Origin of the sequence: Methylorubrum aminovorans (assembly GCF_022179725.1) — a bacterium.
Taxonomy (GTDB): domain Bacteria; phylum Pseudomonadota; class Alphaproteobacteria; order Rhizobiales; family Beijerinckiaceae; genus Methylobacterium; species Methylobacterium aminovorans.
The window spans coordinates 756566-782367 of record NZ_BPRC01000001.1 but is presented as its reverse complement, the minus strand read 5'-3'; the positions used below and the strand labels follow the sequence as shown (position 1 = coordinate 782367).

23 protein-coding genes are annotated in these 25802 nt (G+C 68.5%); 16 read left to right on the top strand and 7 right to left on the bottom strand.

Translation table 11 applies throughout. The features are described from left to right. Positions 1-7 precede the first annotated feature (7 nt). The gene (locus MFF24_RS03560) at positions 8-451 is read right to left on the bottom strand and encodes a VOC family protein (protein WP_238222422.1); all 444 of its coding nucleotides are present in this window, start codon (positions 449-451) and stop codon (positions 8-10) included. Positions 452-640: 189 nt separating this feature from the next. Between MFF24_RS03560 and MFF24_RS03555 the strand changes: the two genes are divergently transcribed. The 5 genes from MFF24_RS03555 to MFF24_RS03535 all read left to right on the top strand — a co-directional run bounded on the left by MFF24_RS03555 (position 641) and on the right by MFF24_RS03535 (position 6019). Next, positions 641-1333 carry a L,D-transpeptidase gene (locus MFF24_RS03555; protein ID WP_133088323.1) on the top strand — a complete coding sequence of 231 codons (693 nt, stop codon included), beginning with the start codon at positions 641-643 and terminating at the stop codon, positions 1331-1333. Between the two features lie 108 nt (positions 1334-1441). Beyond that, positions 1442-1594 (top strand): DUF3096 domain-containing protein, encoded by a 153-nt coding sequence (locus tag MFF24_RS03550; RefSeq protein ID WP_108940751.1) that lies wholly within the window; start codon positions 1442-1444, stop codon positions 1592-1594. Positions 1595-1881: 287 nt separating this feature from the next. Next, the gene (gene ppdK / locus MFF24_RS03545; RefSeq protein ID WP_238222420.1) at positions 1882-4548 is read left to right on the top strand and encodes a pyruvate, phosphate dikinase; all 2667 of its coding nucleotides are present in this window, start codon (positions 1882-1884) and stop codon (positions 4546-4548) included. 201 nt (positions 4549-4749) lie between these two features. Then, positions 4750-5007, top strand: coding sequence for a hypothetical protein (locus MFF24_RS03540; RefSeq protein ID WP_238222418.1), 258 nt, complete (start codon positions 4750-4752; stop codon positions 5005-5007). 106 nt (positions 5008-5113) lie between these two features. Continuing rightward, complete coding sequence (locus tag MFF24_RS03535) at positions 5114-6019, top strand: cell wall hydrolase (RefSeq protein ID WP_238222411.1); 906 nt, start codon at positions 5114-5116, stop codon at positions 6017-6019. A gap of 70 nt (positions 6020-6089) precedes the next feature. Here MFF24_RS03535 and MFF24_RS03530 read toward each other — a convergent pair whose 3' ends face one another. The 3 genes from MFF24_RS03530 to MFF24_RS03520 form a co-directional block, all read right to left on the bottom strand. After that, on the bottom strand, positions 6090-7370 hold the full coding sequence (locus MFF24_RS03530; protein WP_238222409.1) for a hypothetical protein: 1281 nt from the start codon (positions 7368-7370) through the stop codon (positions 6090-6092). Next, positions 7367-8998, bottom strand: coding sequence for an alpha-D-glucose phosphate-specific phosphoglucomutase (locus MFF24_RS03525; protein ID WP_238222408.1), 1632 nt, complete (start codon positions 8996-8998; stop codon positions 7367-7369). The genes MFF24_RS03530 and MFF24_RS03525 overlap by 4 nt, the downstream gene beginning before the upstream one ends. A gap of 103 nt (positions 8999-9101) precedes the next feature. Beyond that, positions 9102-9782, bottom strand: coding sequence for an MgtC/SapB family protein (locus MFF24_RS03520; protein WP_238222406.1), 681 nt, complete (start codon positions 9780-9782; stop codon positions 9102-9104). Positions 9783-9916: 134 nt separating this feature from the next. Between MFF24_RS03520 and lgt the strand changes: the two genes are divergently transcribed. The 5 genes from lgt (at position 9917) to MFF24_RS03495 (ending at position 14917) form a co-directional block, all read left to right on the top strand. Beyond that, on the top strand, positions 9917-10807 hold the full coding sequence (lgt, locus tag MFF24_RS03515) for a prolipoprotein diacylglyceryl transferase (protein ID WP_238222405.1): 891 nt from the start codon (positions 9917-9919) through the stop codon (positions 10805-10807). 2 nt (positions 10808-10809) lie between these two features. Then, a complete protein-coding gene (locus MFF24_RS03510) occupies positions 10810-11892 on the top strand; it encodes a class I SAM-dependent methyltransferase (RefSeq protein WP_238222404.1) in 1083 nt (360 codons plus the stop codon). Between the two features lie 25 nt (positions 11893-11917). After that, the gene (gene pgeF / locus MFF24_RS03505; protein WP_238222403.1) at positions 11918-12685 is read left to right on the top strand and encodes a peptidoglycan editing factor PgeF; all 768 of its coding nucleotides are present in this window, start codon (positions 11918-11920) and stop codon (positions 12683-12685) included. Between the two features lie 396 nt (positions 12686-13081). Further along, on the top strand, positions 13082-13954 hold the full coding sequence (locus tag MFF24_RS03500; RefSeq protein WP_012454879.1) for an outer membrane protein: 873 nt from the start codon (positions 13082-13084) through the stop codon (positions 13952-13954). 225 nt (positions 13955-14179) lie between these two features. After that, complete coding sequence (locus tag MFF24_RS03495) at positions 14180-14917, top strand: DUF2076 domain-containing protein (protein WP_238222402.1); 738 nt, start codon at positions 14180-14182, stop codon at positions 14915-14917. 81 nt (positions 14918-14998) lie between these two features. On the opposite strand, the gene MFF24_RS03490 is transcribed toward MFF24_RS03495, so the two are convergent. Next, the gene (locus MFF24_RS03490) at positions 14999-15715 is read right to left on the bottom strand and encodes a L,D-transpeptidase (protein ID WP_238222401.1); all 717 of its coding nucleotides are present in this window, start codon (positions 15713-15715) and stop codon (positions 14999-15001) included. 228 nt (positions 15716-15943) lie between these two features. Here MFF24_RS03490 and MFF24_RS03485 point away from each other — a divergent pair, with 228 nt between their 5' ends. The 4 genes from MFF24_RS03485 (at position 15944) to moaD (ending at position 19871) form a co-directional block, all read left to right on the top strand. Continuing rightward, complete coding sequence (locus MFF24_RS03485; protein ID WP_108940740.1) at positions 15944-16669, top strand: protein phosphatase CheZ; 726 nt, start codon at positions 15944-15946, stop codon at positions 16667-16669. Positions 16670-16737: 68 nt separating this feature from the next. Further along, positions 16738-18795 carry an excinuclease ABC subunit UvrC gene (gene uvrC, locus MFF24_RS03480; RefSeq protein WP_238222903.1) on the top strand — a complete coding sequence of 686 codons (2058 nt, stop codon included), beginning with the start codon at positions 16738-16740 and terminating at the stop codon, positions 18793-18795. Positions 18796-18905: 110 nt separating this feature from the next. Continuing rightward, positions 18906-19505, top strand: coding sequence for a CDP-diacylglycerol--glycerol-3-phosphate 3-phosphatidyltransferase (gene pgsA, locus MFF24_RS03475; RefSeq protein WP_108940739.1), 600 nt, complete (start codon positions 18906-18908; stop codon positions 19503-19505). Positions 19506-19619: 114 nt separating this feature from the next. Further along, positions 19620-19871, top strand: a complete 252-nt coding sequence (gene moaD / locus MFF24_RS03470) for a molybdopterin converting factor subunit 1 (RefSeq protein WP_133088334.1) — start codon at positions 19620-19622, stop codon at positions 19869-19871. A gap of 4 nt (positions 19872-19875) precedes the next feature. Here the strand turns inward: moaD and MFF24_RS03465 are convergent, their stop codons facing one another. Continuing rightward, positions 19876-20790, bottom strand: coding sequence for a metal ABC transporter substrate-binding protein (locus MFF24_RS03465; RefSeq protein ID WP_238222900.1), 915 nt, complete (start codon positions 20788-20790; stop codon positions 19876-19878). Between the two features lie 390 nt (positions 20791-21180). Here MFF24_RS03465 and MFF24_RS03460 point away from each other — a divergent pair, with 390 nt between their 5' ends. Both MFF24_RS03460 and MFF24_RS03455 read left to right on the top strand, forming a co-directional pair. Beyond that, the gene (locus MFF24_RS03460; protein ID WP_238222400.1) at positions 21181-22971 is read left to right on the top strand and encodes an ABC transporter ATP-binding protein; all 1791 of its coding nucleotides are present in this window, start codon (positions 21181-21183) and stop codon (positions 22969-22971) included. An 84-nt stretch (positions 22972-23055) separates the two neighbouring features. Next, positions 23056-24096, top strand: a complete 1041-nt coding sequence (locus tag MFF24_RS03455) for an aldose epimerase family protein (RefSeq protein WP_238222398.1) — start codon at positions 23056-23058, stop codon at positions 24094-24096. 237 nt (positions 24097-24333) lie between these two features. Here the strand turns inward: MFF24_RS03455 and MFF24_RS03450 are convergent, their stop codons facing one another. Further along, positions 24334-25785, bottom strand: a complete 1452-nt coding sequence (locus tag MFF24_RS03450) for a diguanylate cyclase domain-containing protein (protein WP_238222397.1) — start codon at positions 25783-25785, stop codon at positions 24334-24336. Positions 25786-25802: the final 17 nt, after the last annotated feature.

Below are 25802 nucleotides of genomic sequence, written 5' to 3'. Positions count from 1 at the left end.
CCCAAGGTCAGGGCGTCGGATATGTGATGAACTCGAGGAGCGAGCCGTCCGGGTCGCGAAAGTAGACGCTTACGCCCTGCCCGGCCGCACCGTTGCGTTCAACCGGACCGAGCTCAACCGCGACGCCATGGGCGGCGAGATGCGCCATCGCCTCCTCGATCGTGCCCGACCAGCGAAAGCATAGGTCGCTGCCGCCGGGCATGACGGGCTCGCGGGCGCGCGGCGTGCCGACCTGGCCGGGGCCGTGCACGTTGAGCTGAACGCCGCCAAAGCGAAACACCACGCCCTTTCCGAAGGGGATCACCTCGGCCTGCAGCACGTCCCGGTAGAACGCCGACGCGCGCGCCCAGTCTGAGACGTGGATGACGCAATGGTCGAGATGAATCGCCGGCGCGAGCGTCGCGATCGCGGCACCGGCCTCATCGACGAGTTGGGTCTCGGTCTCGGGCATCCTTTCCCTCCGGCTCACGCGGTTGTGCGCTGCAGATAAGGCGGCGCTTGCCCTCGACGAGGCGGCCTCACGGCAACGTTCCTCACCCGATGCGGCCCTGAAGTCACACCTGTTCGACCCTGAGGCGGGTAGTCATGGCGGATGATGTGCAACGCTAACCCGCCCGCCGCGGCGGCGACAGGAGCCGCCATGGCTGCCCCCAAAACCGCTGGCACGGCCGCCTTCACCCCGGTTCGGATGGCGACCCGCCGTGTGATGCTCGCCGCGATCTGCCTTGTCCCGCTCGCGGCCTGTCAATCGTCGAAGCCGGGTCCGATGGCCGGCGGCGATGATGATGCCGCTTGGTACATCGGCTCGATGCCCGACAAGCCGTTCGACGTGCCGCTCGTCGACCGGTCGCGGATCGACCCGAAATACCGCCGCCAGGAGGTCGCCTATAACGGCCCCGAGGCGCCGGGGACGATTGTCGTCGACATCGACAAGCGCCAGCTCGCCCTGGTGCAGGAGGGCGGCACGGCGCTTCAATACGGTGTCGGCGTCGGCAAGGCGGGCTTCTCGTGGAAGGGCGACGCGCGGGTCGGCCGCAAGGGCGTGTGGCCGGATTGGAGCCCGACCACGACGATGGTCTCGCTCAATCCCGGCATCGAGCGGTCGCGCAAGGGCGGCCTCGACAACCCGCTCGGTGCGCGCGCGCTCTACCTCTACAACGGCAACCGCGACACGCTCTTCCGCATCCACGGCACCAACGAGCCCTGGAGCATCGGCGAGCAGATGTCCTCGGGCTGCGTGCGCATGCTCAACGAGGACATCGTCGATCTCTACGAGCGCGTCCCCGTCGGTGCCCGCGTGGTGGTCAAGCGCAGCGGCAAGTACCGCGTCTGATCGAGGGCCCTGCCCGATCCGGGCCGCGTCGGGGAACCTTCTGCGCTTGTCGAGCGTCCTTACCCTGCGGCCAAGCTTGGCCGCGGGAACGCGCCCGACCACCTGTCCATGACCATCACCATCTCGCATCTCCAGCCGATTATCGCGATCCTGGCGGGCATTCTGATCCTGATCGCGCCGCGGCTGCTGAACTACATCGTCGCGATCTATCTGATCGTCGTTGGGCTGATCGGGCTGGGCGTCCTGCGCCATTTCTCCTGACGGTGAGCGACCCGCGACTGTCGAAGAAGCGAAGGTTCGCGCTGGTTGGCGATCCGCCGGAACTCCGATGGAACTGGCTTTTTGCAGCGCAACCTTGGCCGCCCCGTGCTCTTCTGCGCCGGGCGCACTCCCCTTTTTGAGCCGGCGCGCTAGGCTCTGACAGAGCCAACACATCGTCACTCCTCACCGAGGAGTGGCACGAAGCTTATCCTTGCACTGCGACAGGAGATGCGCCACGCCCGCGTGAGCGGCGCTCAGGTCGCCGGATCCGTCCAGCGGAGAGACTGATGACGAAATGGGTCTATTCCTTCGGTGACGGCAAGGCCGAGGGCGAAGCGTCGATGCGCAACCTCCTCGGCGGCAAGGGGGCCAACCTCGCCGAGATGTCGAACCTCGGCCTCCCGGTGCCCCCCGGCTTCACCATCACCACGGAAGTCTGCACCTACTACTACCAGAACGGCGAGACCTATCCGGCGGAACTCACCGGAGAGGTGAAGGCCGCCCTGGACAAGGTGGGCGCGCTCACCGGCCGCCGCTTCGGCGATGCCGAAAAGCCGCTGCTCGTCTCCGTCCGCTCCGGCGCCCGCGCTTCGATGCCGGGCATGATGGATACGGTGCTCAATCTCGGCCTGAACGACGCCACCGTCGAGGCGATGGCGAAGGACGCCGACGACGAGCGCTTCGCCTACGATTCCTACCGCCGCTTCATCACGATGTACTCGAACGTCGTGCTGGGCGTGGAGCACCATGCCTTCGAGGAGGCGCTGGAGCACTACAAGGAAGAGAAGGGCCTCAACCTCGACACCGAGCTGAAGGCCGACGACTGGAAGCACCTGATCGGCGTCTACAAGAAGATCGTCCGCGACGAGCACGGCTCGGACTTCCCGCAAAAGCCCGAGGACCAGCTCTGGGGCGCGATCGGAGCGGTGTTCGATTCCTGGATGATCCCGCGGGCCAAGAAGTACCGCGAGCTGAACCAGATTCCCGAGAGCTGGGGCACGGCCGTCAACGTCCAGGCCATGGTCTTCGGCAATATGGGCGACACCTCGGCCACGGGCGTGGCCTTCACCCGCAACCCGTCCACCGGCGAGAGCGCGCTCTACGGCGAGTTCCTTATCAACGCCCAGGGCGAGGACGTGGTGGCGGGCATCCGCACGCCGCAGGACATCACCGAGAAGGCCCGCATCGAGGCCAAATCGGACAAGCCTTCGATGGAGAAGGCCATGCCCGAGAGCTTCGCCGAGCTGACCCGCATCTACGGGATCCTCGAAAAGCATTACCGCGACATGCAGGACATGGAGTTCACCATCGAGCGCGGTAAGCTCTGGATGCTCCAGACCCGCAACGGAAAGCGCACCGCCAAGGCGGCCCTGCGCATCGCCGTCGAGCTCGCGGGCGAGGGCCTGATCTCTCGGCAAGAGGCGATCAAGCGCATCGAGCCCGGCGCGCTCGACCAGCTCCTGCACCCGACCATCGACCCGGATGCCGAGCGCAAGGTCATCGCCACCGGCCTGCCGGCCTCGCCCGGTGCCGCGGTCGGCGAGATCGTGTTCAACTCGGAAGCCGCGGAAGCCGCCAAGAAGGCCGAGCGCCGCTGCATCCTCGTGCGCATCGAGACCTCGCCGGAGGACATCCACGGCATGCACGCGGCCGAGGGCATCCTCACGACCCGCGGCGGCATGACCAGCCACGCGGCGGTGGTCGCCCGCGGCATGGGCAAGCCCTGCGTCTCCGGCGTCGGCTCGATCCGGATCGACTACAAGGCGCAGACGCTGACTGTCGGCGGCGTGACGCTCAAGGCGGGCGACGTCATCACCATCGACGGCTCGACCGGTCAGGTGATCCAGGGCGAGGTCAAGATGCTCCAGCCGGAGCTGTCGGGCGACTTCGCCGCGCTGATGGAGTGGGCGGATGCGGTCCGTACCATGAAGGTGCGCACCAACGCCGACACCCCGGCCGACGCCCGCGCCGCCCGCAAGTTCGGTGCGGAAGGGATCGGTCTGTGCCGGACCGAGCACATGTTCTTCGAGGGCGACCGGATCGTGGCGGTGCGCGAGATGATCCTCGCCGACGACACCGAAGGCCGCCGTGCGGCGCTCGCCAAGATCCTCCCCTACCAGCGTCAGGACTTCGTCGAGCTGTTCACGATCATGTCGGGCCTGCCCGTCACGATCCGCCTGCTCGATCCGCCGCTGCACGAGTTCTTGCCGCACACGGACGAGGAGATCCGTGAGGTGATGTCGGCCACCGGCATCAGCGAGGACAAGATCCGCAACCGCATCCGCGAGCTCTCCGAGCACAACCCGATGCTCGGCTTCCGCGGCTGCCGCCTCGCCATCGCATTCCCCGAGATCGCCGAGATGCAGGCCCGCGCGATCTTCGAGGCGGCGGTGCAGGCCGCCAAGGATACCGGCGCTCCGGTCACCTCGGAGGTGATGGTGCCGCTGGTGTTCACGCGGATGGAGTTCGACATCGTCAAGGCCCGCATCGACGCCATGGCCAAGGCCGTGTCGGAGGAGACAGGCGCAAAGCTCGACTATCAGGTCGGCACGATGATCGAGCTGCCGCGCGCGGCGCTCAAGGCCGGCGAGATCGCGGAGACGGCGGAGTTCTTCTCCTTCGGCACCAACGATCTCACCCAGACCGCGCTCGGCATCTCGCGCGATGATGCCGCGACCTTCCTCGGGCCCTACACCCAGAAGGGCATTCTCTCGGTCGATCCGTTCGTGTCGATCGATCAGGAGGGCGTGGGCGAACTCGTGAAGATCGGCGCCGAGCGCGGCCGCGCGACCCGCAACGGGCTCAAGCTCGGCATCTGCGGCGAGCACGGCGGCGATCCGGCCTCGATTGCCTTCTGCCAGGAAGTCGGCCTCGACTACGTCTCCTGCTCGCCCTTCCGCGTGCCGATCGCCCGCCTCGCGGCGGCCCAGGCGGCCCTCGGCAAGGATGTCTGAGACGGACGCCCGAGACTGTTGACGACGACCCCGCGGGCTCCCAGCCCGCGGGGGCTTCCGGGAAGCGAGCAAGCTTCGCAATAATTTTGCGGACAGCCCGCTGAACCCGTGTTGTCGGGGCACGTTACCTGCTAGCGGAAGACCCCAGCGCGGCGAGCGCCGATCGGTCTTCCGGCCAGGGCACCCGCGGGACTTCAAGCCATGTCGCATCCCGACTCCCCCACGGCCCTCCTCGATCATCGCGCCATCATTCCCGGTCACCGGGCGATGCAGGCTGCCTATCTCTGGATCCTCGCGACTTTGGCCGCCGCCACAGGTGTGATCGGGCTCGTCTACCTCGAGGCCGACCGGAACGAGCGCGAAGCCGGCCGGGCGATCATCGCCTCGCAGAACGCCAGCGGCTACGCCGCGGTCCTGGTGAACAGCTTGGCTCAGCGTCACGGCCGCCCGGCTCCTTAACCGTCCGGCAACCACGTTCGCGATTAAACTCCACGCGTGAGGAACGGCTGCTCCAGCTTGGCTTAAGCTGCGGGCTCCGGCCACTTGTGAGCGTGGAGTGTCGGCGGTGCGTACGAGGCGCGTTCGAGGCCTGGGCCTCGGCCCCCGCTGGATCGTCTCGGCCGTGGTGCCGTGGATGCTGGCGAGTGGTTTGCTGGTTTCCTTTACCGCCACCGCGGGCACCGATGCGACGCTTCGGCCCGATCGGCTCTCGGAGCGCGATGTTGCCGTCACTGGTGCGCTTGTGGCCTCGACCTCGTGGAGCCCCGACGTCATCGATGCCGGACTCGTGGCACCCGGCGCGCCGCACGAGGCCGAGCCGGGGGAGGACGGCCTCCCCGCTCTCGCCGACTCGGACGGCGCCACCCCCGCCACACCCCGCGCCGTCGCCCTGTCGTCGGTGACGCCGGCTCCCGCCGACGCGACCCCGATCGAGGTGGCCGCGTCGAACCTCTCGCTGCCCGGCTTCTCGGCCCGCCTCGACCGCGGCCCCTCCGCCCTCGATCCGCAGATGTCGGCGCCGGAGACCAAGTCCCACTATGCCGACCTGATCAACCCGGATGCGATGGACCGCGAGCAGCGCTGCCTCGCCGAGGCCGTCTATTTCGAGGCCCGCAGCGAGCCCGAGGAGGGACAGGCGGCGGTCGCCCAAGTGGTGCTGAACCGCGTCAAGAGCGGCCTCTATCCAGCCTCGGTCTGCGGCGTCGTCTACCAGAACCGCCACCGCTTCATGGGCTGCCAGTTCTCCTTCGCCTGCGAGGGCAAGTCGCTGCGCATCACCGATGCCGAGTCCTGGCGCAGCGCCACCCGCGTCGCCAGCGCGGTGATCGAGGGCAAGACTTATGTCACCGAAGTCGGCGGCGCGACCCACTACCACGCCGACTACGTGCGCCCCGGCTGGTCGCGCCGGCTCAAGCGCAAGGACATGATCGGCCGGCACATCTTCTATCAGTTGAAGCCCAACCAGACCTGATCCGCCATCCGCTTGATCGCTACGGTGTTTCCGCCTCGCGATGACGGACGAGCGATGTCCGAGACCGCGCTCACCGTCCCTGCTTGAGGTAGTTCGCCCCGTCGATCACCAGAAGCTTGTCCGAATCCCGATCCGGCGCGAACAGGCTGAGCGACTCCGTTCCGCCCGCCTCGTCGGTCAGCGTGATCCGGAAGCCGGAGACGGCGTAGCGCCCGCTCTGCACCGGCCGGCGGCTGTGCCCCGCCACAGTGGTGCCGCCGTCGATCACCCCGCCGGTCGAGGAGAAGCCCGTGCTGCCCTCGCGGGTGAAGCGCCCGTCCGGGGCCAGGCTCAGCGTGCGCGCTCCGCCGACCGCGCCCGTCGGCCCGCTCGATCCGAAGGTGTGGCTCCACGTACCGGAGAAGCGGTGGCCCTCGGCGAAGGGCGGCATCGTCGCGTAGGTCGTGTCGCCGATCTTGATGCCGTCGCCGGTGCGGGCGAAGGTCTCGCTGGAGCGCTTCGTGAGGCCGAACGCATTCTCGACCTCGACGCGATCGATGCTTTTGGCCGAGAGCCATCCGCCCTTCAGCGCGTAGGTGCCGCAGCTCGCGACCGCGGTGCGGCAATGGCGGGCGATGTCACCGTCGCGGGGCAGTTCGGTGGTGTAGAGCCCGCTCTTGTCGAACAGTAGCGTGGCTTGGTCGGCGATGAAATCCATGCCGCCGAAGGCGTTGGGCATCAGCCGCGTCTCGGTGCGTGCGTAGAGCCCTTCCATCCCGCCATCGCCGGATTTCGGCGCGAGGACGAAGCCTCGGTCATCCCTCATCGGGCGGTAGCTGCGCACCAGAGCCTGAAACGCCTCGCGGACCGGCTTCTCGGCCTCCCGTTCGAGCTGAAGGGTGAGGAGCATGAGGTAATGCTCGCTCCCGCCGGCGGCGATGCCGACGAACCACGCGCCCATGCGCAGCCCGTCGCTCGACCGGCAGCAGCGCTGCTCGATGCGGATCGGGTGACCGTCGAGGGTCTCGCCCGCCTTCGCCGTGAGCGGCTTGCCCTCACTCGGAACCTGCTTGATGCCGCGCACGAACCCCGTGAACGCCGCATCGAAGGGGCCGGAGGCGGGCCTCGGCTTGGCAACCAGCAGGATCGCCATGCCCTTTCGCCCGCGCGGACCCGTCGGCTCGTAGACGCGCTGGAACAGGAGCCCGTCATTCGCCTCCCGACGCGTCCAGTCCTCGAAGGCGGCGGGCAGATCGAAGCGGGCGCCGCCGAGCGCGATCTCGGCAGGCCGGGCCGGCGGTGCGGTCGCCAGCAGGAGGGCCAGGGCGGCGCAGGCGCTCGCCGCCCGTCGGCGCGCGGGCGCACCCGTCACGTCACGACGCTCGGCTCCGCGCGGCCGGTGAGCCGTTCGATCTCCGCGAGTTCGCGCGCCACCGCGACGACGGGGGCGAGAACCTCGGCCACCGGCTGTTCCAGCCGGTCCGGCGCCGCCTCGTAGCGCTCGATATAGACGCGCAACGTCGCCCCGGCGGTGCCGGTCCCCGACAGGCGGTAGACGATGCGCGCATCCTCCGCGAAGGTAACCCGCACGCCCTGCGCCTCCGTCACGGATCCGTCGACCGGATCGACGTAGCGGAAATCGTCCGCCGCCTTGACCGTCAGCCCGCCGATCCGGGTGCCCGGCAGCGAAGCGATCTTCGCCCGCAAGCCGTCCATCAGCCGGCTGGCGGCGGTGGAATCGATCTCCTCGTAATCGTGCCGGGTGTAGTAGTCGCGCCCGTACTCGGCCCAGTGCGCCCGCACCAGCTCCTGCGCCGGCTTGCCGGTCGCGGCCAGGATGTTGAGCCAGAGCAGCACCGCCCACAGCCCGTCCTTCTCGCGCACGTGGTTCGAGCCGGTGCCGGCGCTCTCCTCGCCGCACAGGGTGATGCGGCCGGCATCCAGCAGATTGCCGAAGAACTTCCACCCGGTTGGAGTCTCGAACGCCTCGATCTTGAGCGAGGCGGCGACGCGGTCCACCGCGCGGCTCGTCGGCATCGAGCGGGCGACGCCGGCAAGCCCACCCGCATAGCCCGGCGCCCGGTGGGCATGGGCGGCGAGGATGGCGAGGCTGTCGCTCGGCGTCACGAACAGGCCGGGCGCCACGATCATGTTGCGGTCGCCGTCCCCGTCGGAGGCCGCGCCGAAATCCGGCGCATCTGGGCCGTGCATCAGGTCGAACAGCTCGTGGGCGTGGACCGGGTTCGGGTCGGGATGGTGCCCGCCGAAATCCGGCTTGGGCTCGCCGTTCACCACGGTCCCGGGCGCCGCGCCGAGCGCCCCTTCCAGGATTGCCTTGGCGTAGGGGCCCGTCACCGCCGAGAGCGCGTCGAAGCGCATCCGGAAGCCGGAGGCGAACATCTTGCCGAGTGCCTCGAAGTCGAACAGCGTGCGCATCAGCTCGGCGTAGTCGGCGACCGGGTCGATCACCTCGACCGTCATTGCGTCGATCTCGCTCGTGCCGATCCGGCCGAGATCGAGGTCGGGTGCGTCGGAGATGCGGTAATCGCCGATCGCCTTGGTGCGTTCGAAGATCGCGGCGGTCACGCTCTCGGGTGCAGGCCCACCGTTGGGGCCGTTGAACTTGATGCCGAAATCGCCCTCCGGCCCGCCGGGATTGTGGCTCGCCGAGAGGACAATGCCGCCGACAGCCCCATGCTTGCGGATGACGCAGGAGGCGGCGGGAGTCGAGAGCAGCCCATTCTGCCCCACAAGCACCCGCCCGAAGCCGTTGGCGGCGGCGATCTTCAGGGCGATCTGCACGACTTGCTCATTGAAGAAGCGTCCGTCGCCGCCGATTACCAGAGTCGCGCCCTTGCGGTCCGGGATGCAGTCGATGATCGCCTGGACGAAGTTCTGGACGTAGTGGGGCTGCCGGAAGACGGGCACCTTCTTGCGCAAGCCCGAGGTGCCGGGCTTCTGGTCCGGGTAGGGGCTGGTGGGAACCCGCTTCGAGGCCATGGTTCGCTCAATTCTCGCCAAGGATAAGGTTCGCACGTCGTAGTGCGCTTTGTCGGTTCGAGTAGGGTGGGCTAACGGATTTCGTGAGGTTCCGGGAGTGCCGTCACATCGCCGACCCGAGGCGGACGCTGAGAACCGAGGGGTTCTGCCGTAGGCGTTCGGCGATGGCCGCGACGCTCGTTTGCGACAACCGCACGAAGGCGACCGTCACCTCCTCGACGCCCTCTTCACCGCCGGGGCGTACCACGAATTGGCGCACCCGCGAGGCGCGCTCGCCGGTGACGGCCTGCAGGGTGTCGATCGAGAGGCTGCCGGCCTTCACGGTGAGGTGGAGCGTGCGGCTGTGCAGCCGGTCGCGCCAGCGTTCCTCGATCGGCTTCACCCCCGCGAGGATGCCGACGACGAGTACGGTGGCGGCGATCGCCGCGACGTAGAGGCCACCGCCGACGGCAAGTCCGATCGCCGCCACCGCCCACAGGCTCGCGGCGGTGGTGAGCCCCTTCACGACTTCGCCGCGCAGCAGGATCGTGCCCGCGCCGAGGAAGCCGATGCCGGAGACGACCTGCGCGGCCACGCGCGAGGGATCGAGCACCACATCCTTCTGCCCGAGCACGTCGGAGAAGCCGAAGGCCGAGACGATCATGAAGAGGCAGGCGCCGACGCAGACCAGCATGTGCGTGCGCAGGCCCGCGGCCCAGAGCAGCCGCTCCCGCTCGAAGCCGATCACGCTGCCCATGGCGCCGGCGAGCACGAGGCGCGCCACCATCTCTCCGTTGCCGAGCATGACTCCCCCCAACAAGGTTGGCGAGATTGCGCGCGTCGCGGCGCGCGCGCAACGACGCCCCGCCTTGACGCCTCACCGGGCGCGGGTCCAATGCGGCGCGCCTTCCGAAACCGTCAGCCGCTCGTGGGCCGTCGATGCCGCCGCTTCTCGCCCTCCCCTTCCCGGCCATCGATCCGGTCGCGGTCTCGATCGGACCCGTCGAGATCAAGTGGTACGCCCTGTCCTACATCGCGGGGCTCGTCGGCGGCTGGTTCTACGCGCGCCGGCTGGTGGCGGCGGATTCTCTCTGGGGCGTGGTCAAGCGTCCGACGCTCACCGACATCGACGACCTGATCGTCTGGGTCGCGCTCGGTGTCGTGCTCGGCGGGCGGATCGGCTACGTGCTGTTCTACAACCTGCCGCTCTACCTGGATCACCCGATGGAGATCCTTGCGATCCGCAACGGCGGCATGTCGTTCCACGGCGGGTTCCTCGGCGCGATCCTGGCGCTGCTGCTCTTCGCCCGCGGGCGCGGGCTCAACGGCTACACCATGCTCGACATCGCCGCCGTGGTGGTGCCGGTCGGCCTGTTCTTCGGGCGCATCGCCAATTTCGTGAACGGCGAGTTGTGGGGCCGCGCCGCTCCAGACTTTCCCTATGCCGTCGTCTTCCCCACCGGGGGCGACGTGCCGCGCTACCCGAGTCAGCTCTTCGAGGCGGCCACCGAAGGGCTGCTGCTGTTCGTCGTCATGGCGTGGGCCGTGCGCCGCTTCGGCTTCCGCAAGCCGGGCCTGCTCGGCGGTATCTTCGTGCTCGGTTACGCGCTAGCGCGTACCTTCTGCGAGTTCTTCCGCGAGCCGGACCGGCAACTCGGCTTCCTCTTCGGTCAGGACGTCAACGCGCTCGGCGGCGGCGTCACCATGGGGATGCTGCTCTGCGTGCCGATGGCGCTGGTCGGCCTCGTCTACATCGTGCTCGCCGCCCGCGGCGTGACGCGGCCCCGGCAGACCGCGCCGGAGATCCAGGCCGAAGCCGGGCAGATCTGAGCGTGACGACCGAGGCGACGCCGCTCTTCGCGGTTCTGGCGCGGGAGATTCGCGCGGACGGGCCGATCGGCCTCGACCGCTACATGGCACTCTGCCTCGGGCATCCGCTGCACGGCTACTACGCCACGCGCGATCCCTTCGGCCGGGGCGGCGACTTCGTCACCGCGCCGGAAATCAGCCAGATGTTCGGCGAGCTGATCGGCGCCTGGGCGGCGGCGGTCCTGTCGATGATGGCCCCCGGCGAGCGGCCCTGCCTCGTCGAACTCGGACCCGGCCGCGGCACGCTGATGGCCGACGCCCTGCGCGCGCTTCGCGCGGCCGGCGCCGAGTTCGATCTCCACCTCGTCGAGACCAGCCCGAGCTTGCGCCGGATCCAGGCGGAACGGCTCATCGATGCCATGCCGACCTTCCACGATTCCGTGGCGAGCCTGCCCGACGCGCCGATGCTCGTCATCGCCAACGAGTTCTTCGACGCCCTGCCGGCTCGCCAGTTCGTGCGGACGGGGCGCGGATGGTGCGAACGCCGCGTCGGCCTGACCGTCGAAGGCGACGCGCTCGCGTTCGGCCTCGATCCGGAGCCCGACCCGCGGCTCACGGCGGAGGCGCCGGAGGGCGCGGTGCTGACCCTGCCGAGCCAAGGCCTCACGGTCCTGCGCGATCTCGGTCCTCGCCTCGTCGCAAGGTGCGGCGCCCTGCTCGTTATCGATTACGGTGGCGACCGGCCCGGTTACGGCGACACCTTTCAAGCCGTCGCGGGGCATCGCTACGCCGATCCACTGAGCCGGCCCGGCGAGGCGGACCTGACGCTGCACGTCGATTTCGGCGCGCTCGCCCGCGCGGCGGCTGCGGAGGGCATGGCCGTGCATGGCCCGGTGACACAGCGCGACTTCCTGCTGTCGCTCGGCCTCGCCGCCCGCGCCGAGCGGCTGCAGGTCCGTGCCACGCCGGATCAGGCGCGGGCGATTGAGACCGCAATCCATCGCCTGACCGATCCCGATCCGCGCGGCATGGGCGCCCTGTTCAAGGTGCTCTGCACCAGCCATCCGGCGCTGACACCGTTGCCGGCGCTGCCGCCTCCTTCCTGAGCTTCCCGAGAGAGTCTGCGAGACCATGTTCATCGAAGCGCCCGAGCTGAGCTCGCACTCTTATATCCGGCACGCCTTCTTCACCCGGCAGGGCGGCGTCTCGGAAGGGCTCTACGCCTCGCTGAATGGCGGCATTGGTTCGAACGACGACCCGACGCGCGTCGCGGAGAATCGGGCGCGGATGTGCGCGCAGCTCGGATTGCCGAGTGAGAACCTCGTCAGCCTCTATCAAGTGCATTCGGCCGAGGTGGTGACCGTCGAGGCGCCCTTCCCGCTCGCCGAGCGCCCGAAGGCCGACGCCATGGTGACCCGTGTGCCGGGCCTGGCACTCGGTATCGCCACGGCCGATTGCGGCCCGATCCTGTTCGCCGATACGGAGAACCGCGTGGTGGGCGCGGCTCATGCTGGCTGGAAGGGAGCCCTCGGCGGCGTCATCGACGCGACGGTCGCGGCCATGGTGGCGCTCGGCGCCGAGCGGAAATCCATCGTCGCCGTGCTCGGCCCGACGATCGCGCAAGCGTCGTACGAAGTGGGCCTCGACTTCATGGAGCGTTTCCGAGCCGAGGTTGCCGGAAGCGAAAAGTTCTTCGCTGAAGGACGGTCCGGCCACGCGCAGTTCGATCTGCCGGCCTTCATTCTCGAAAGACTGGCTGAAGCGGGCGTCGGAGAAGCGACCGCGCTCGGTCTGTGCACCTACGCCGACCCGGCTCGATTCTATAGTTTCCGGCGTACGACGCACCGCAGCGAACCGGATTACGGCCGGCTGATATCGGCAATTGCACTCACGCCGTGATTATATTCTTAGGGTACCCACAAAAGTCGTTGTATCCATGCAACGCCGGCCGCAAGGGTGCCCACGGCCAGGCTTTTGTGCGCTGAAGCACTCGCATGTCGCGCCGCATTCATCGTAAGCCTCCCGACGTCGCGGAACGCCGTGGTTGCATCCCTGCGACACTCTGTCCTGATCCATCACCAAAAAAAGCTCGGCCGTAAGTGAACCTTGGCCGTTTGGTGGCGTTTCATGGAGGTAACGACGGCAGACCAAGACCACTGCCACAAAGGGGCCGCCTTCGGGACGGTCGGCGTGGTCAAGCCGCAACAGCATCTTCCGGGATGCTGGCATAGATACGGGGCACCGTGCCGCCTCGCTTCCCCGGAAGCACCGGCACAGTCAGAGAGGACCAGAGTAATGAAATCCTTCCTTCGCGCCGGTACGGCCATCGCCGGCATCGCCTTCGCCGGTTCGGCGCTCGCCGCCGACCTGCCGCGTCGCGCCGCTCCGCCCCCGGTGTTCCAGCCGGTGCCGGTCTTCACCTGGACGGGCTTCTACGCCGGTTTCAACGCCGGTTACGGCTTCGGCACCCAGGACGACCGCGTCCCGACCGTGATCGGCGTCGGCCCGGCCTCGCTCCTCGTGCCCCCGGGCACCACGGCCGTGGTGGCCTTCAGCAACCGCGAGTCCAACGAGGGCTTCGTCGGCGGCGGCCAGATCGGCTACAACTACCAGTTCACCCCGGGCTCGGGCGTCGTGATCGGTATCGAGGCGGACGCCCAGTACGCCGACTTCGGCCGTGACCGGAACCGTTTCCTGTCGACCAGCCCGCTGGCCGCGCAGCAGGTGTTCAACCCGGGTGGTCTCTCCGGCCTCGACTTCTTCGGCACCGTCCGCGGCCGCCTCGGCTACGCCTTCGACCGCACCCTCGTGTACGGCACCGGCGGCTTCGCCTACGGTTCCGGCGGCGGCCGTGAGTTCGGCACCGGCGTGTCGAGCGACGACTTCCAGACCGGCTGGGCCGCCGGTGGTGGTATCGAGTACGCTCTCCCGACCGACTCGTTCCTGAACTTCTTCAAGTCCTCGGCCGTGACCCTGAAGGTCGAAGGCCTGTACGTGAACCTCGATCGCGGCACCGGCGGCCGTGGCGCCTTCGCGGTGGACAACCAGGGCCGTACGGTCTCCATCGGCAGCCCGGGCACCGTGCTCGTCAGCGGTGGCCAGCAGGTCCGCGACACCGAGTTCGCCGTCGTCCGCGCCGGCCTGAACTACAAGTTCGGCTCGTACTAAGACCCGAAGCCTCGGCGATCCCTTGCGGGGTCGCCGAACTTTCTTGGAAAAGCCCGGCCTCGTGCCGGGCTTTTTCTTTTTTCGAGCCGGATGCGTGACGGCGCCTCAAAAGCCGTCTTCACCGGGACAATCGACATCCGGCCCCCTGACAAAAGCTCGACCGGTCCCCATCTCCTAGCCGCCGTGCGGTGACGAGGCCGTCGGCGCCTTCAGGAGGACGTCTCCATGAACAGCGAAGAACGCGACATCATCAACGGCATCTTCCAGCGCCTGGAGCAGGCGTCCGGACAGCCCCGGGACGCCGATGCCGAACGTTTCATCGCCGATAAGCTGCGCAATCAGCCCTACGCCCCCTACGCGATGGCTCAATTGATCTACGTGCAGGAGGAGGCGATCAAGAGTCTCAACCAGCAGCTCGAACAGGCCCGTTCCCAGGCGCAGTCTCAGCCTTCCGGCGGCGGCGGCTTCCTCTCGAGCATCTTCGGCGGCGGTCAGCGCTCCGAGCCGCAGCGTCCGGCCGGTCAAGCCTGGGGCCAGCAGGGCGGCTACGGCCAGCAGGGTGGCTACGGCGGACCGCAGGGCGGGCCCCAGCCCGGTTACGGCCAGCCGGGTTATGGCGGTCCCCAGCAGGGCGGACCGTGGGGCGGACAGCCCCAGCAGCCGGCCCGCGGCGGCGGCTTCCTTGCAACCGCCCTTCCGATGGCGGCCGGTGCGGCAGGCGGCATGCTCCTCGGCAGCGCCCTCTCCAACGCCTTCGCAGGCGGCCATTCCGCACTCGGCAGCGCGCAGGCGGCAGGCTTGACGGGCGGTGAGACCGGCGGCGGTGCCTTCGCTGGCGGCGACCAGGATCTCGGTTCCGCGCTCGGCGGAGGGGACGGCGGTTTCCAGGACGCCTCGTTCGGTGGTGGCGGCGACGATTTCGGCGGCGACCTCGGCGATGGCGGGGATGACGACTGGGCCTAATCCCGCTTGGATACGCTGAGGGCCTAAAAAAAGCCCGGTGCCGGTCTCCCGGTGCCGGGCTTTCTCGTTTGGGGAAGAAACTCAGATCACCTCGACGCGCGTCCCGACCGGTGTCCGCTCGTAGAGATCGATCACGTCCTCGTTCATCATGCGGATGCAACCCGAGGACACGTTCTGTCCGATCGTGTGCGGCTCGTTGGTGCCGTGGATGCGGTAGAGCGAGGTGCCGAGATACATCGCCCGCGCCCCGAGCGGGTTCTCCGGTCCGCCGGTCATGTGCCGCGGCAGATCCGGGCGGCGGCGCAACATCTCCGCGGGCGGCGTCCAATCCGGCCATTCCCGCTTGGCGGTGATGGTCTTCGCGCCGGTCCAGACGAAGCCCGGCCGTCCGACACCGATGCCGTAGCGGATCGCTTGGCCGCCGGGCTGGATCAGGTACAGATACTTGGCGTTCGTATCGATTACGATCTGGCCGGCCCGTCCTGGCCCGTCATAAGCGACGACCTGTCGGGCGTAGCGGGGATCGACCGTCCGCGCGATCGCGACGTCCTCGGGCGCCGGGCTGGTCGGCAGCGCCGCGAACCGGGCGCGCGGCTGCGCCAGGGCAACGGGACGAGGTTCGCCGAGGGCACCGTAGCCGTCGACGGCGGGGCGCCGGCCCGGCCCCTGCGCATCTCCGGTCATCAGGTACTCGATGAAGCCGCCACCGTACCGGCCCGGCTCGGCCTGAGCCATCGCCGGCCCGCATCCTCCTGCGATGGCGAGCGCCGTCAGCGCCACGCTCCACTTCGCCCGCATCCCGAAACTCCCGCCCTTCACCCGTGATGCGGGAGTTTTTCGGCTTTGGCCGTGCAGGCGATGAACGAACGTGGTGAATCACCCAGCCTGCCGGTCGGGCTCCCGGAAACCACCGCTCGTCGTCAACGGGCGGTAAATGGCTGCGATCGCCCGCAAACTTTCAGCAAATCGAAACCACTGCACGGGAATGTGACGGATGAGATCCGTTCCCGAAGGCCCGTCCGACCGATGATCACCAAGCGCTACCGCATCGAGGAAAGCCTGGGCTTGCCCGTTCCGGCGGCCGGCATCTCTGCGGCCGCTTCGGAGGCGCTGCCGAACCCGCGCCTCGAAGAGATCCTGACGGCGATCAACGATCTTCGCCGCATCACCCAGGCGAGCGCCGGCGAGACCATCGAGGCCTGCCGCCGGGAACTCGGCGAGGCGTTCGCCATGCGCCACGAACTCGAAGTGATGAAGGAGGCGATCACCCGCACCAAGTCGGAGATCGCCAGCCTTCACCGCTCGGAGACCACGGGCAAGGGCATGCGCCGCGTCGCGGGCGAGCTCGATGCCGTGGTCGAATCGACCGAGCAGGCCACCTCGACGATCCTCGGCAGCATCGAGAAGATCGAGACCAACGCCAACATGATGCGTGGGATGCGCCTGACCAAGGCTGCCCAGGAGAATGTCGACGGCATCCTCGACAACGTCATCGCCGCCTACGAGGCCTGCAACTTCCAGGACCTGACCGGCCAGCGCATCAGCAAGATCGTCGGCGTGCTCAAGTTCGTCGAGGAGCATCTCGACCGTGTCATCGAAGCCTGGAGCAGCCTCGACGGCTTCCGCGATCTGCTCGCCGTCGAGACCGCCGCGGTGGACGAGAACGACGAGAGCTCGCTGCTGAACGGTCCGAAGCTTGAGGACGATCCGGGCCACGTCGATCAGTCGGACATCGACGCCCTGTTCGATTGACGGACCGCATCGCCGCGGCGCGTTCGACGGCCCTTCCAACCGGAATCGTCGCGGCCTACATCGGGGCTATGAGCCGCGCGACCCGATCCGCCTTCGACGACGTCCCGCCCGACGGGTTCGACGAGGACGAGAACGAGGCGCCCTCCCTCGATGAGGCGCCCGAGATCGACTTCGACTTCGAGCCGGGCGCGGTCCAAGCCGGCACGGAGATCATCCGCCGCTTCTGGACGACCCTGCCGACCTCGCCCGGCGTCTACCGGATGTTCGACCACAAGGGCGACGTCCTCTACGTCGGCAAGGCCAAGAACCTGAAGAACCGCGTCGGCTCCTATGCCCGCGGTCAGGCGCATTCCAACCGTATCGCCCGCATGATCGCGCAGACGGCGGCGATGGAGTTCGTCACCACTGCGACCGAGACCGAGGCGCTCCTTCTCGAAGCCAACCTCATCAAACAGTTGAAGCCGCGCTTCAACGTGCTGATGCGCGACGACAAGTCGTTCCCCTACATCCTGCTCACCAGCGACGGGCCGGCGCCGCAGGTCGTCAAGCACCGCGGCGCACGGCGCCGCAAGGGCAATTATTACGGCCCCTTCGCCAATGTCTGGGCGGTCAACCGCACGGTCAATGCGCTCCAGCGCGCCTTCCTGCTGCGCACCTGCTCCGACAGCTATTACGAGAACCGCACCCGGCCCTGCCTGCTCTACCAGATCAAGCGCTGCTCCGGCCCCTGCACCGGCGAAATCGCGCTCGAGGACTATACCGGGCTCGCCGACAACGCCCGTGCCTTCCTCTCCGGCAAGTCGAATGCGGTGAAGGACCGGATGCGCGAGGAGATGCAGGCGGCCTCCGAGAATCTGGAGTTCGAGCGCGCCGCCCGCTTCCGCGACCGTATCGCCGCGCTCTCGGCGATCCAGGGCACGCAGGGTGTGAACACGCAGGGCGTGGAGGAGGCCGACGTGTTTGCCCTCGACGAGCAGGCCGGCCAGTTCTGCATTGAGGTGTTCTTCTTCCGCAACTTCCAGAACTGGGGCAACCGCGCCTACTTTCCGAAGGCCGACCGGTCCATGAGCGCCGACGAGGTGCTGGCCTCGTTCATCTCGCAATTCTACGACGACAAGCCCGCCCCCAGGCTCGTCCTCGTCAGCCACACGATCGAGGACGCCGAACTGATGGCCGCGGCCCTGTCGAGCCGGGTCGAGCACCGGGTCGAGGTCCACCGGCCGCAGCGGGGCGAGCGCAAGAACCTCGTCGATTACGCGCAGCGCAACGCCAAGGAGGCCCTGGGCCGCCGCCTCGCCGACACCGCCTCGCAGGGCAAGCTGCTCACCGCGCTGGGACAGGCCTTCGGCCTCGACAAGCCGCCGCGGCGCGTCGAGGTCTACGACAACTCGCACATCTCCGGCACCGCTGCGGTCGGTGGCATGATCGTCGCCGGCCCGACCGGCTTCATGAAGACGCATTACCGCACCTTCAACATCAAGTCGGAGGAGCTCTCACCCGGCGACGATTTCGGGATGATGCGCGAAGTGCTGACTCGCCGCTTCAAGCGGCTGGCCAAGGAGGCGCCGCGCACCGCGCGCGAGGCGGAGGTCGGCGAGCCGCAGGCTGCGGCCGAGGATGGGGCGGTGCCGGCCGCGACCGAGGCCGTCTTCGAGGATCCCGACGCCTTCCCCGCTTGGCCCGACCTCGTGCTGATCGATGGCGGTGCCGGGCAGCTCGAGGCCGCCCGCGCCTCGCTTGCCGAGATCGGCGTGATCGACGTGCCGCTTGTCGGCATCGCCAAGGGCCGCGACCGCGATGCCGGGCGCGAGACCTTCTTCGTGCCCGGCCGCAGCCCGTTCAAGCTGCCGCCGCGCGACCCCGTGCTCTACTTCGTCCAGCGCCTGCGCGACGAGGCCCACCGCTTCGCCATCGGCACCCACCGGGCCCGGCGCAAGCGCGAGATGACCAAGAACCCGCTCGACGAGATCGCCGGCATCGGCCCCACTCGCAAGCGCGCGCTGCTGCACCATTTCGGTACCGTGAAGGCCATCCAGCGGGCCGCCTTGGAGGATCTCGCCAAGGCGCCGGGCGTCAACGCCGCCACTGCGCGGGCGGTCTACGACTTCTTCCACGCCAACGCTTGAGCCGAACCCCCTTGCCGAGCCCTTTGCCGAGCCCCCTGCCGACAGAGCCTGTGCCCGACGCGGGCCCGACGCGGTTGACGCCTCAGGCGCCGCATGATTTCACCCCGTCGATGAACGCCGTCCTTCCCCGACGCCGATCGCAGGCCTGGACGCTCGCGAACTGCCTCACCTACGGCCGTCTCGTTGCGGTCCCGATCGTCGTCGTCCTGCTGTTCTGGCCCGACGAGATCGCCGCCCGCTGGGCGGCCTTCGGCGTGTTCGTGGCGGCCGCGATTACCGATTATCTCGACGGCTACGTCGCCCGCGCCTGGGCGCAGAGTTCGGCGCTGGGGCGGATGCTCGACCCGATCGCCGACAAGCTCCTCGTTGCCGCCCTACTGTTGATGTTGGCCGCCGACCGAACCATCGCCGGCATGTCGCTCTGGGCGGCCATCGTCATCCTGTGTCGCGAGGTGCTGGTCTCGGGCCTGCGCGAGTATCTGGCGGAGCTGAAGGTCGGCCTGCCGGTCAGCCGCATCGCCAAGTGGAAGACGACGGTGCAGCTCATCGCCCTCGGCTTCCTCGTGGCCGGCCCGGCCGGCGAGACCCTGATTCCCGGCAGCCTCACCGCCGGGATCGTCCTGCTCTGGCTCGCCGCCGCCCTCACGCTCTACACCGGCTGGGACTACATGAGGGCCGGGATCCGGCACGTGATCGACGATCCGCGCTGACGCGTGCGTCATCGCGAGCGAATGCGAAGCGATCCAGCTCGTGGCATTTTCGGATGATGCGGCGCCCTGGATTCGGCTCAGCCTCGCCATGACGGCTTTGGAAGTGAGTGTGAGATGAAGCTCGTCTATTTCGCCTGGGTGCGCGAGCGCGTCGGCAAGCCCGACGAGACGGTGAGCCCGCCGGACGGCGTCGCCACCGTCGCCGACCTGATCGGCTGGCTGAAGACGCGGGGCGAGGAATACGCCTATGCCTTCGAGAACGAGGGCGTGGTGCGCGCGGCAATCGACCGGGTTCACGCCAAGCCCGCCAGCGCCATCGCCGGCGCGCAGGAGATCGCGTTCTTCCCGCCGATGACCGGCGGGTAGGTTCTCAACTCAGCGCCTCGCGAAACGCGGTAAGATTCGCGCGCATCATTTCCAGATATCCCGGCGCCGGCCCGCCGGGCGCGCTCAGTGCGTCGGAATAGATCCGGCCGCCGACCTTGGCCCCGCTCTCGCGGGCGATCTGCTGCATCAGCCGCGGATCGGCGATCGATTCCACAAACACCGCCGGCACCTTGTCGCGGCGGATCTGGCGGATGATGCGGGCGACGTCCTTCGGGCCGGCCTCGCTGTCCGTCGAGACGCCCTGGGGTGCCAGGAAGCGCATGCCGTAGGCGGCGCTGAAATAGCCGAAGGAATCGTGGGTGGTGATGATGCGACGCCGTTCCTCCGGAATTTTCGCCAGCTCGGCGCGGATCTCCGCGTCCAGCGCGTCGAGCTTCGCGCTGTAGGCAGCGGCGTTGGCGGCGTAGAGGCTGGCATGAGCCGGATCGGCGGCGCTCAGGCCGTCGCGGATGTTGGCGACGTAGAGCTTCACGTTCGCCACGTTCTGCCACGCATGCGGGTCGGCGTGGTCGCCCTCGCCGTGATCATGTCCGTGGTCGTCGTGGTCGTGGCTGCCGGCGATGGTCTTCACGCCCTTTGAGGCGACGACGACCGGCGCCTTGGTGCCAGACGCCTTGATGAGCCGCTCCAGCCAGCCCTCGAAACCGAGGCCGTTGACGACCACGAGGTTGGCCTCGGCCACCCGTCGGGCATCGCCCGGTGCCGGGGAATAGCCGTGCGCGTCCGCATCCGGTCCGACGAGGCTCGTCACCGCGACCCGGTCCCCGCCGACCTGCGCCACGAGGTCGGCCAGGATCGAGAAGGTCGCCACCGCCTTCAGCCGCGCATCCTGCGCCGCCGCCAGCGACGGGGCGAGGCCGACGAGCAGCAGAATAGCGGCCGCCAACCCGCGCCGCATGAACCCTCGCCCCACCAACCGTCCCATACCGAAGCTCCTCCGCCTGCCGCGCGTAGTAATGTAACATTATCACATCGCCAAGTTGGTGCGCGAAACATGGACAAGCTTTCAGGGTGCAGACACATCCGGAGACGACGGGACTCATGCCGGAGAGCAGACGGACGCATCGTCGCAAGACAGGGCAGATGCCCTCTGACGATCGGAGATATCCCAGGGCCAAGAACCGCGTGACGGGTCTTGTGATGGCGGGGCTGGCGGTGCCGGGAGCGGCCGGTCTCGGCGCGGCGGCGAGCGCGACTGACGGCGGCTCCGCTTGATCCCGAGCCCTCACGGCGGCAAACACCGCGGGCCCCGGCGTTCCCGCCGGGGTCAGCACAGACACGGTACAGCATGGCGCGCCGGCCACTCCTGAGGGGCGACACCCTTCCCCTGCTCGGGCGGCTCTGGCGGGAATGGCTCTCGCCCCACCGGGCGACGCTGGCGGTGGTGCTCGTGCTCATCACCATCGTCGGTGCGGCGACCGGGCTCTATCCCGCCCTGATCAAGGCCGCCTTCGACGCCTTCGACCGCAAGGATATGGGGGCGTTGGCCTACGGCCCGCTCATCGTCATCGCCGTCACCTCGGCCCGCGGCTTCGCCCTGTTCGGGCAGACGGTGCTGACCAACCGGGTCGTCACCCGCGTCGAGGCCGACATGCAGGCGGCGCTCTACGCCCACCTGATCGATGCCGACCTGGCCCAGCTCGGCCGCGAGAGCCCGGCGGCCTTCACGCAGCGCTTCACCACCGACTTCGCCTTCATCAAGGAGGCGTTGACCCGCATCTCGACGGTGCTGCTGCGCGACGTCGCCATGCTGGCCGCTTTGGTGATCGCGCTGATCTGGATGGACCCGCTGCTGACGCTCGCCGCCGCGGTGACGGCGCCGCTCGTCGCCGGGCCGGTCAACCGCATCGGCAAGCGGTTGCGGCAGGTCTCGACCACGACGCAGGAGCAGATGGGCGCCACCGCGAGCCTCATCACCGAGAGCCTGCAGGGCGCCCGCGTCGCCAAGACCTACGCGCTCGAAGGCTACCTCAAGGGCCGGGCGGCGCAGGCGCTCGACGAGGTGCGCCGCCTCAAGATGAAGGCGGCCAATGCCCGCGGCCGGCTCGATCCCCTGATGGAGATCGGCGGCGGCCTCGCGGTGGCGGGCGTGCTGGTGCTGGTGGGCCAGCGGGTGATGTCGGGCGACCGCACGGTGGGCGACTTCACCGGCTACGTCGCTGCCCTGCTGCTCGCAGCGCAACCGGCCCGCGCGCTCGGGACCCTCAACGCCATCCTGCAGGAGGCCGCGGCCGCGCTCTCCCGCTACTTTGCCCTGATGGACGAGCCCCCGACGATCCGCGAAGTCCCCTCCGCCCGGCCGCTGACGGTGACGCGGGGCGAAATCCGCTTCGAGGGCGTGCATTTCCGCTACCGGGCCGACGCCCCCGCGCTGGAGGGAATCGACCTCGTGGTGCCGGCAGGCTCGACCACGGCGCTCGTCGGGCGTTCGGGCTCGGGCAAATCCTCCCTGCTCAACCTCGTGCCACGCCTTCAGGACGTGACGGCGGGCCGCGTCCTCATCGACGGCACCGACATCCGCGACGTGACAATCCCGTCGCTGCGCTCGGCGATCGCGGTGGTCTCGCAGGAGGTGGTGCTGTTCGACGACACGATCGCCGCCAATATCGGCTTCGGCCGCCCCGGTGCCTCGCAGGAGGAAATCGAGGCGGCAGCCAGCGCTGCGGCGGCGCATGGCTTCATTTCCCGGCTGAGCGAGGGCTACGCCTTCCGCGTCGGACCGGGCGGCGGGCGCCTCTCGGGGGGCGAGCGCCAGCGCATCTCCCTCGCTCGCGCCTTCCTCAAGAACGCGCCGATCCTGCTCCTCGACGAGGCGACCTCTGCCCTCGATTCGGAATCCGAGCATCTCGTTCAGGAGGCGTTGGAGCGGCTGATGCGGGGGCGCACCACGCTGGTGATCGCCCATCGCCTCTCGACCGTGCGCGAGGCCGACCGCATCGCCGTGCTGGAGGCCGGCCGAGTGATCGAACTCGGCCGCCACGAAGAACTGGTCGCGGCGGGGGGCACCTATGCGCGGCTGCACCGGCTGCAATTGTCGGACGATACCGGAGTTCCGAAAGCCGAGGCGACCCCAGCCTGAATGGCATCTGCGCGCAGGAAGGCGCGGATGATCCTGCCACCATCCCCGCCTCTCGCGCGTCAATCCTCAGCAGGAGGGGGACGGATGAGACCGGACAAATTCGGGACGACGCGGGCGGGCGAAACCGTCACCCGGCATACCCTCCTTCGCGACGACCTGCGGGTCGAGGTGATCGATTACGGTGCGGTCGTCACCGCCATCGAGGTGCCGGACCGGGAGGGGCGATGGGCCAATGTCGTCCTCGCCCTCGACACGGTGGCGGGCTACGAGACGGTGAGCCCGCATTTCGGGGCGATCGCCGGGCGCTATGCCAATCGCATCGCGAGGGGCCGCTTCACCCTCGACGGGACGACCTACGCGCTGCCGATCAACGAGCCGCCCAACACCATGCATGGCGGCCCGGAGGGTTTTTCCAGGCGCCTGTGGCGGGCAACGGAGGCGGACGGGACTCGACTCGCGCTGCGACGGCGCAGCCCCGACGGCGAGGAGGGCTTTCCGGGCAGGCTCGACGTGGAGGTTGTCTACAGCCTGCCCGAAGCCGGCACCCTGCGCATCGATTACCGTGCCGTCACCGACCGGCCGACGGTCCTGAACCTGACCAATCACAGCTATTTCAACCTCGCCGGTGAAGGTACAGGCGATGTGATGGACCATGTCGTGCAGGTTTGCGCCGACGCCTACGCCCCGACCAATGCGACGCAGATTCCGACCGGAGACTTGGCGCCGGTTGCCGGTACGCCGTTCGATTTCTGCGATCCGGTCGCGCTCGGCGCGCGCATACGCCAGGGCCACGAGCAGATCGTCCGGGCCGGCGGCTACGACCACGCCTTCGTCTTGCGGGGGCCAGCCGGCACCCTGCGCCCGGCGGCCTCCTGCCACTGCCCGGCGAGCGGGCGACGCCTCGCTATCGCCACGACGCAGCCGGCGCTTCAGCTCTACAGCGGCAACAACCTCGACGGCTCCCTGGTCGGTCCTTCAGGGCGCACCTACCGTTCGGGCGACGGTGTCTGTTTCGAGACGCAAGGGTTTCCCGACGCGCCGAACCATCCGAACTTCCCGAGCATGGTCCTGCGACCGGGCGAAACGTTCAGGTCGAGCACGACCTACCGCTTTTCCACTCTCTGATCGGCTGGAAAAAGGCTTTATGCCCAGGGACCTCAGCCCCAAGTTTTGACGGTGCGAAGGCTCTCGGAGGGTGGCGAGCGGACCTGGACGATGCGCCCGTGCACGAATTTTCGGCTTCGACCCACCACACGTCTGCAAACGTCCCCTTGGCATGACCTCGGCAGCGGGAGCTTTTGTTGATCGGCTTGTTGTCGGCGTGACCTCGCTCGTCACGGCCTCGTCATGGCGAGGGCACGCTCAACCAGCCTGCCGGTGGTCGGTACCGATTTGAAAGGTTTGCGCCGTTCCCTTCCGGGTGCGCTTGGCGGCGTAGAGCGCAGCATCGGCCTGACGAAGGAGCACGTCGCGGTCCTGCGCGGCCGCGCTCGACCACGCGATGCCGATCGTTCCCGTCACACGGGCGATGTGCCCGTGCTCGCCCGCGACGATCTCAAGGTCGTGCAAGAGGCGCCGCACCTTCCGATCGACGCCCACACGATCGAGATCGGCAGACATCACGACCGCGAACTCGTCGCCCCCCAGCCGTGCAGGAAGACATCCGTCGTCGCAGGAGGCGCGCAGCCGATCGGCGACATGGCGCAACACCGCGTCGCCCGCGGCATGGCCGAGGACGTCGTTGACGCCTTTGAAGCCGTCGAGGTCGATCAGAAGCACGGCCACGTCGTCGTTCGCGGCGCGCGCCTCTCGCAGCCGCGCATCGAGAACACGGTGAAACTCGGCCCGGTTGGCCAACTGGGTCAGATCGTCGGTGCGGGCTTGGTGGCGGAGGCGCTGCTCCAAGCCGTGCCGTTCTGTGATGTCCTGAATCAGACCGATGAGGGCGACCGGCTTGCCCTTGGACAGCTCGATCTCGCAGGAACACCGCACGCGCCGCGCGTTGCCTTTAGCGGTCACGAAGTCGGCGTCCATTTCGAACGGTTCGCCGGTGTCCAGCGTGCGCATCACGGCGTCGACGAACGCGGTGCGGTCGGGCTCGGGGAAGTGGTTGATGAGCCCCGTGCTTGGCACGCCACCGCTGACCGGCCGTTCATGGATGGCGAAAACGCCGTCCGACCAAGCCGTTGACTTCTTCTCGATGTCGTACCGGTACGAGCCCATATCGGCCATGCGCTCGGCTTGCTTGAACTGGCGACGTTCACGCTCCAGTCGCTCAACGGCCAGGCGGTGCTCCTCGGCAACCTTTGCGGCGCGAAGGGCGACAGCCCGGGCCTCGATCAGGGCTTCGGCGACGCAGGCCAACTCCTCCAGAACCTCCAGGTCGTTCGGCGTCGGATCACGCGGCCGCGCATCGAGGACGCAGAGCGTGCCGATCGCCACACGATCCCCGTCGGGCTGCTGGATGCGAACCGGGACGCCCGCGTAGTAGCGGATGTTCGGAGCGCCGGTGACGAACGGGCTTTCGGCGAAGCGAGGGTCGAGGCGGGCGTCCGCCACGGTAAGCGGCGCCTCAGTCTCGACGACGACAGGGCAGAACGCCTGAGCTCGCGTTGTCTGTGGTGCCAGTGGGCCGCAGCGTGCCTTGAACCACTGCCGTTCAGGCGCGATCAAGGTGATCGAGGACATGCCGGTGCCAAGCACGCGTTGGGCGAGCTTGGCCAGCACATCGAATTCGCGCTCGGGCGGCGTGTCGAGGAGGGCGATCTCGGCCAACGCTTTTTGGCGGAGCGCCTCTCGCAGGTTGTCCGACACGTGCCGCCCCCACCCTC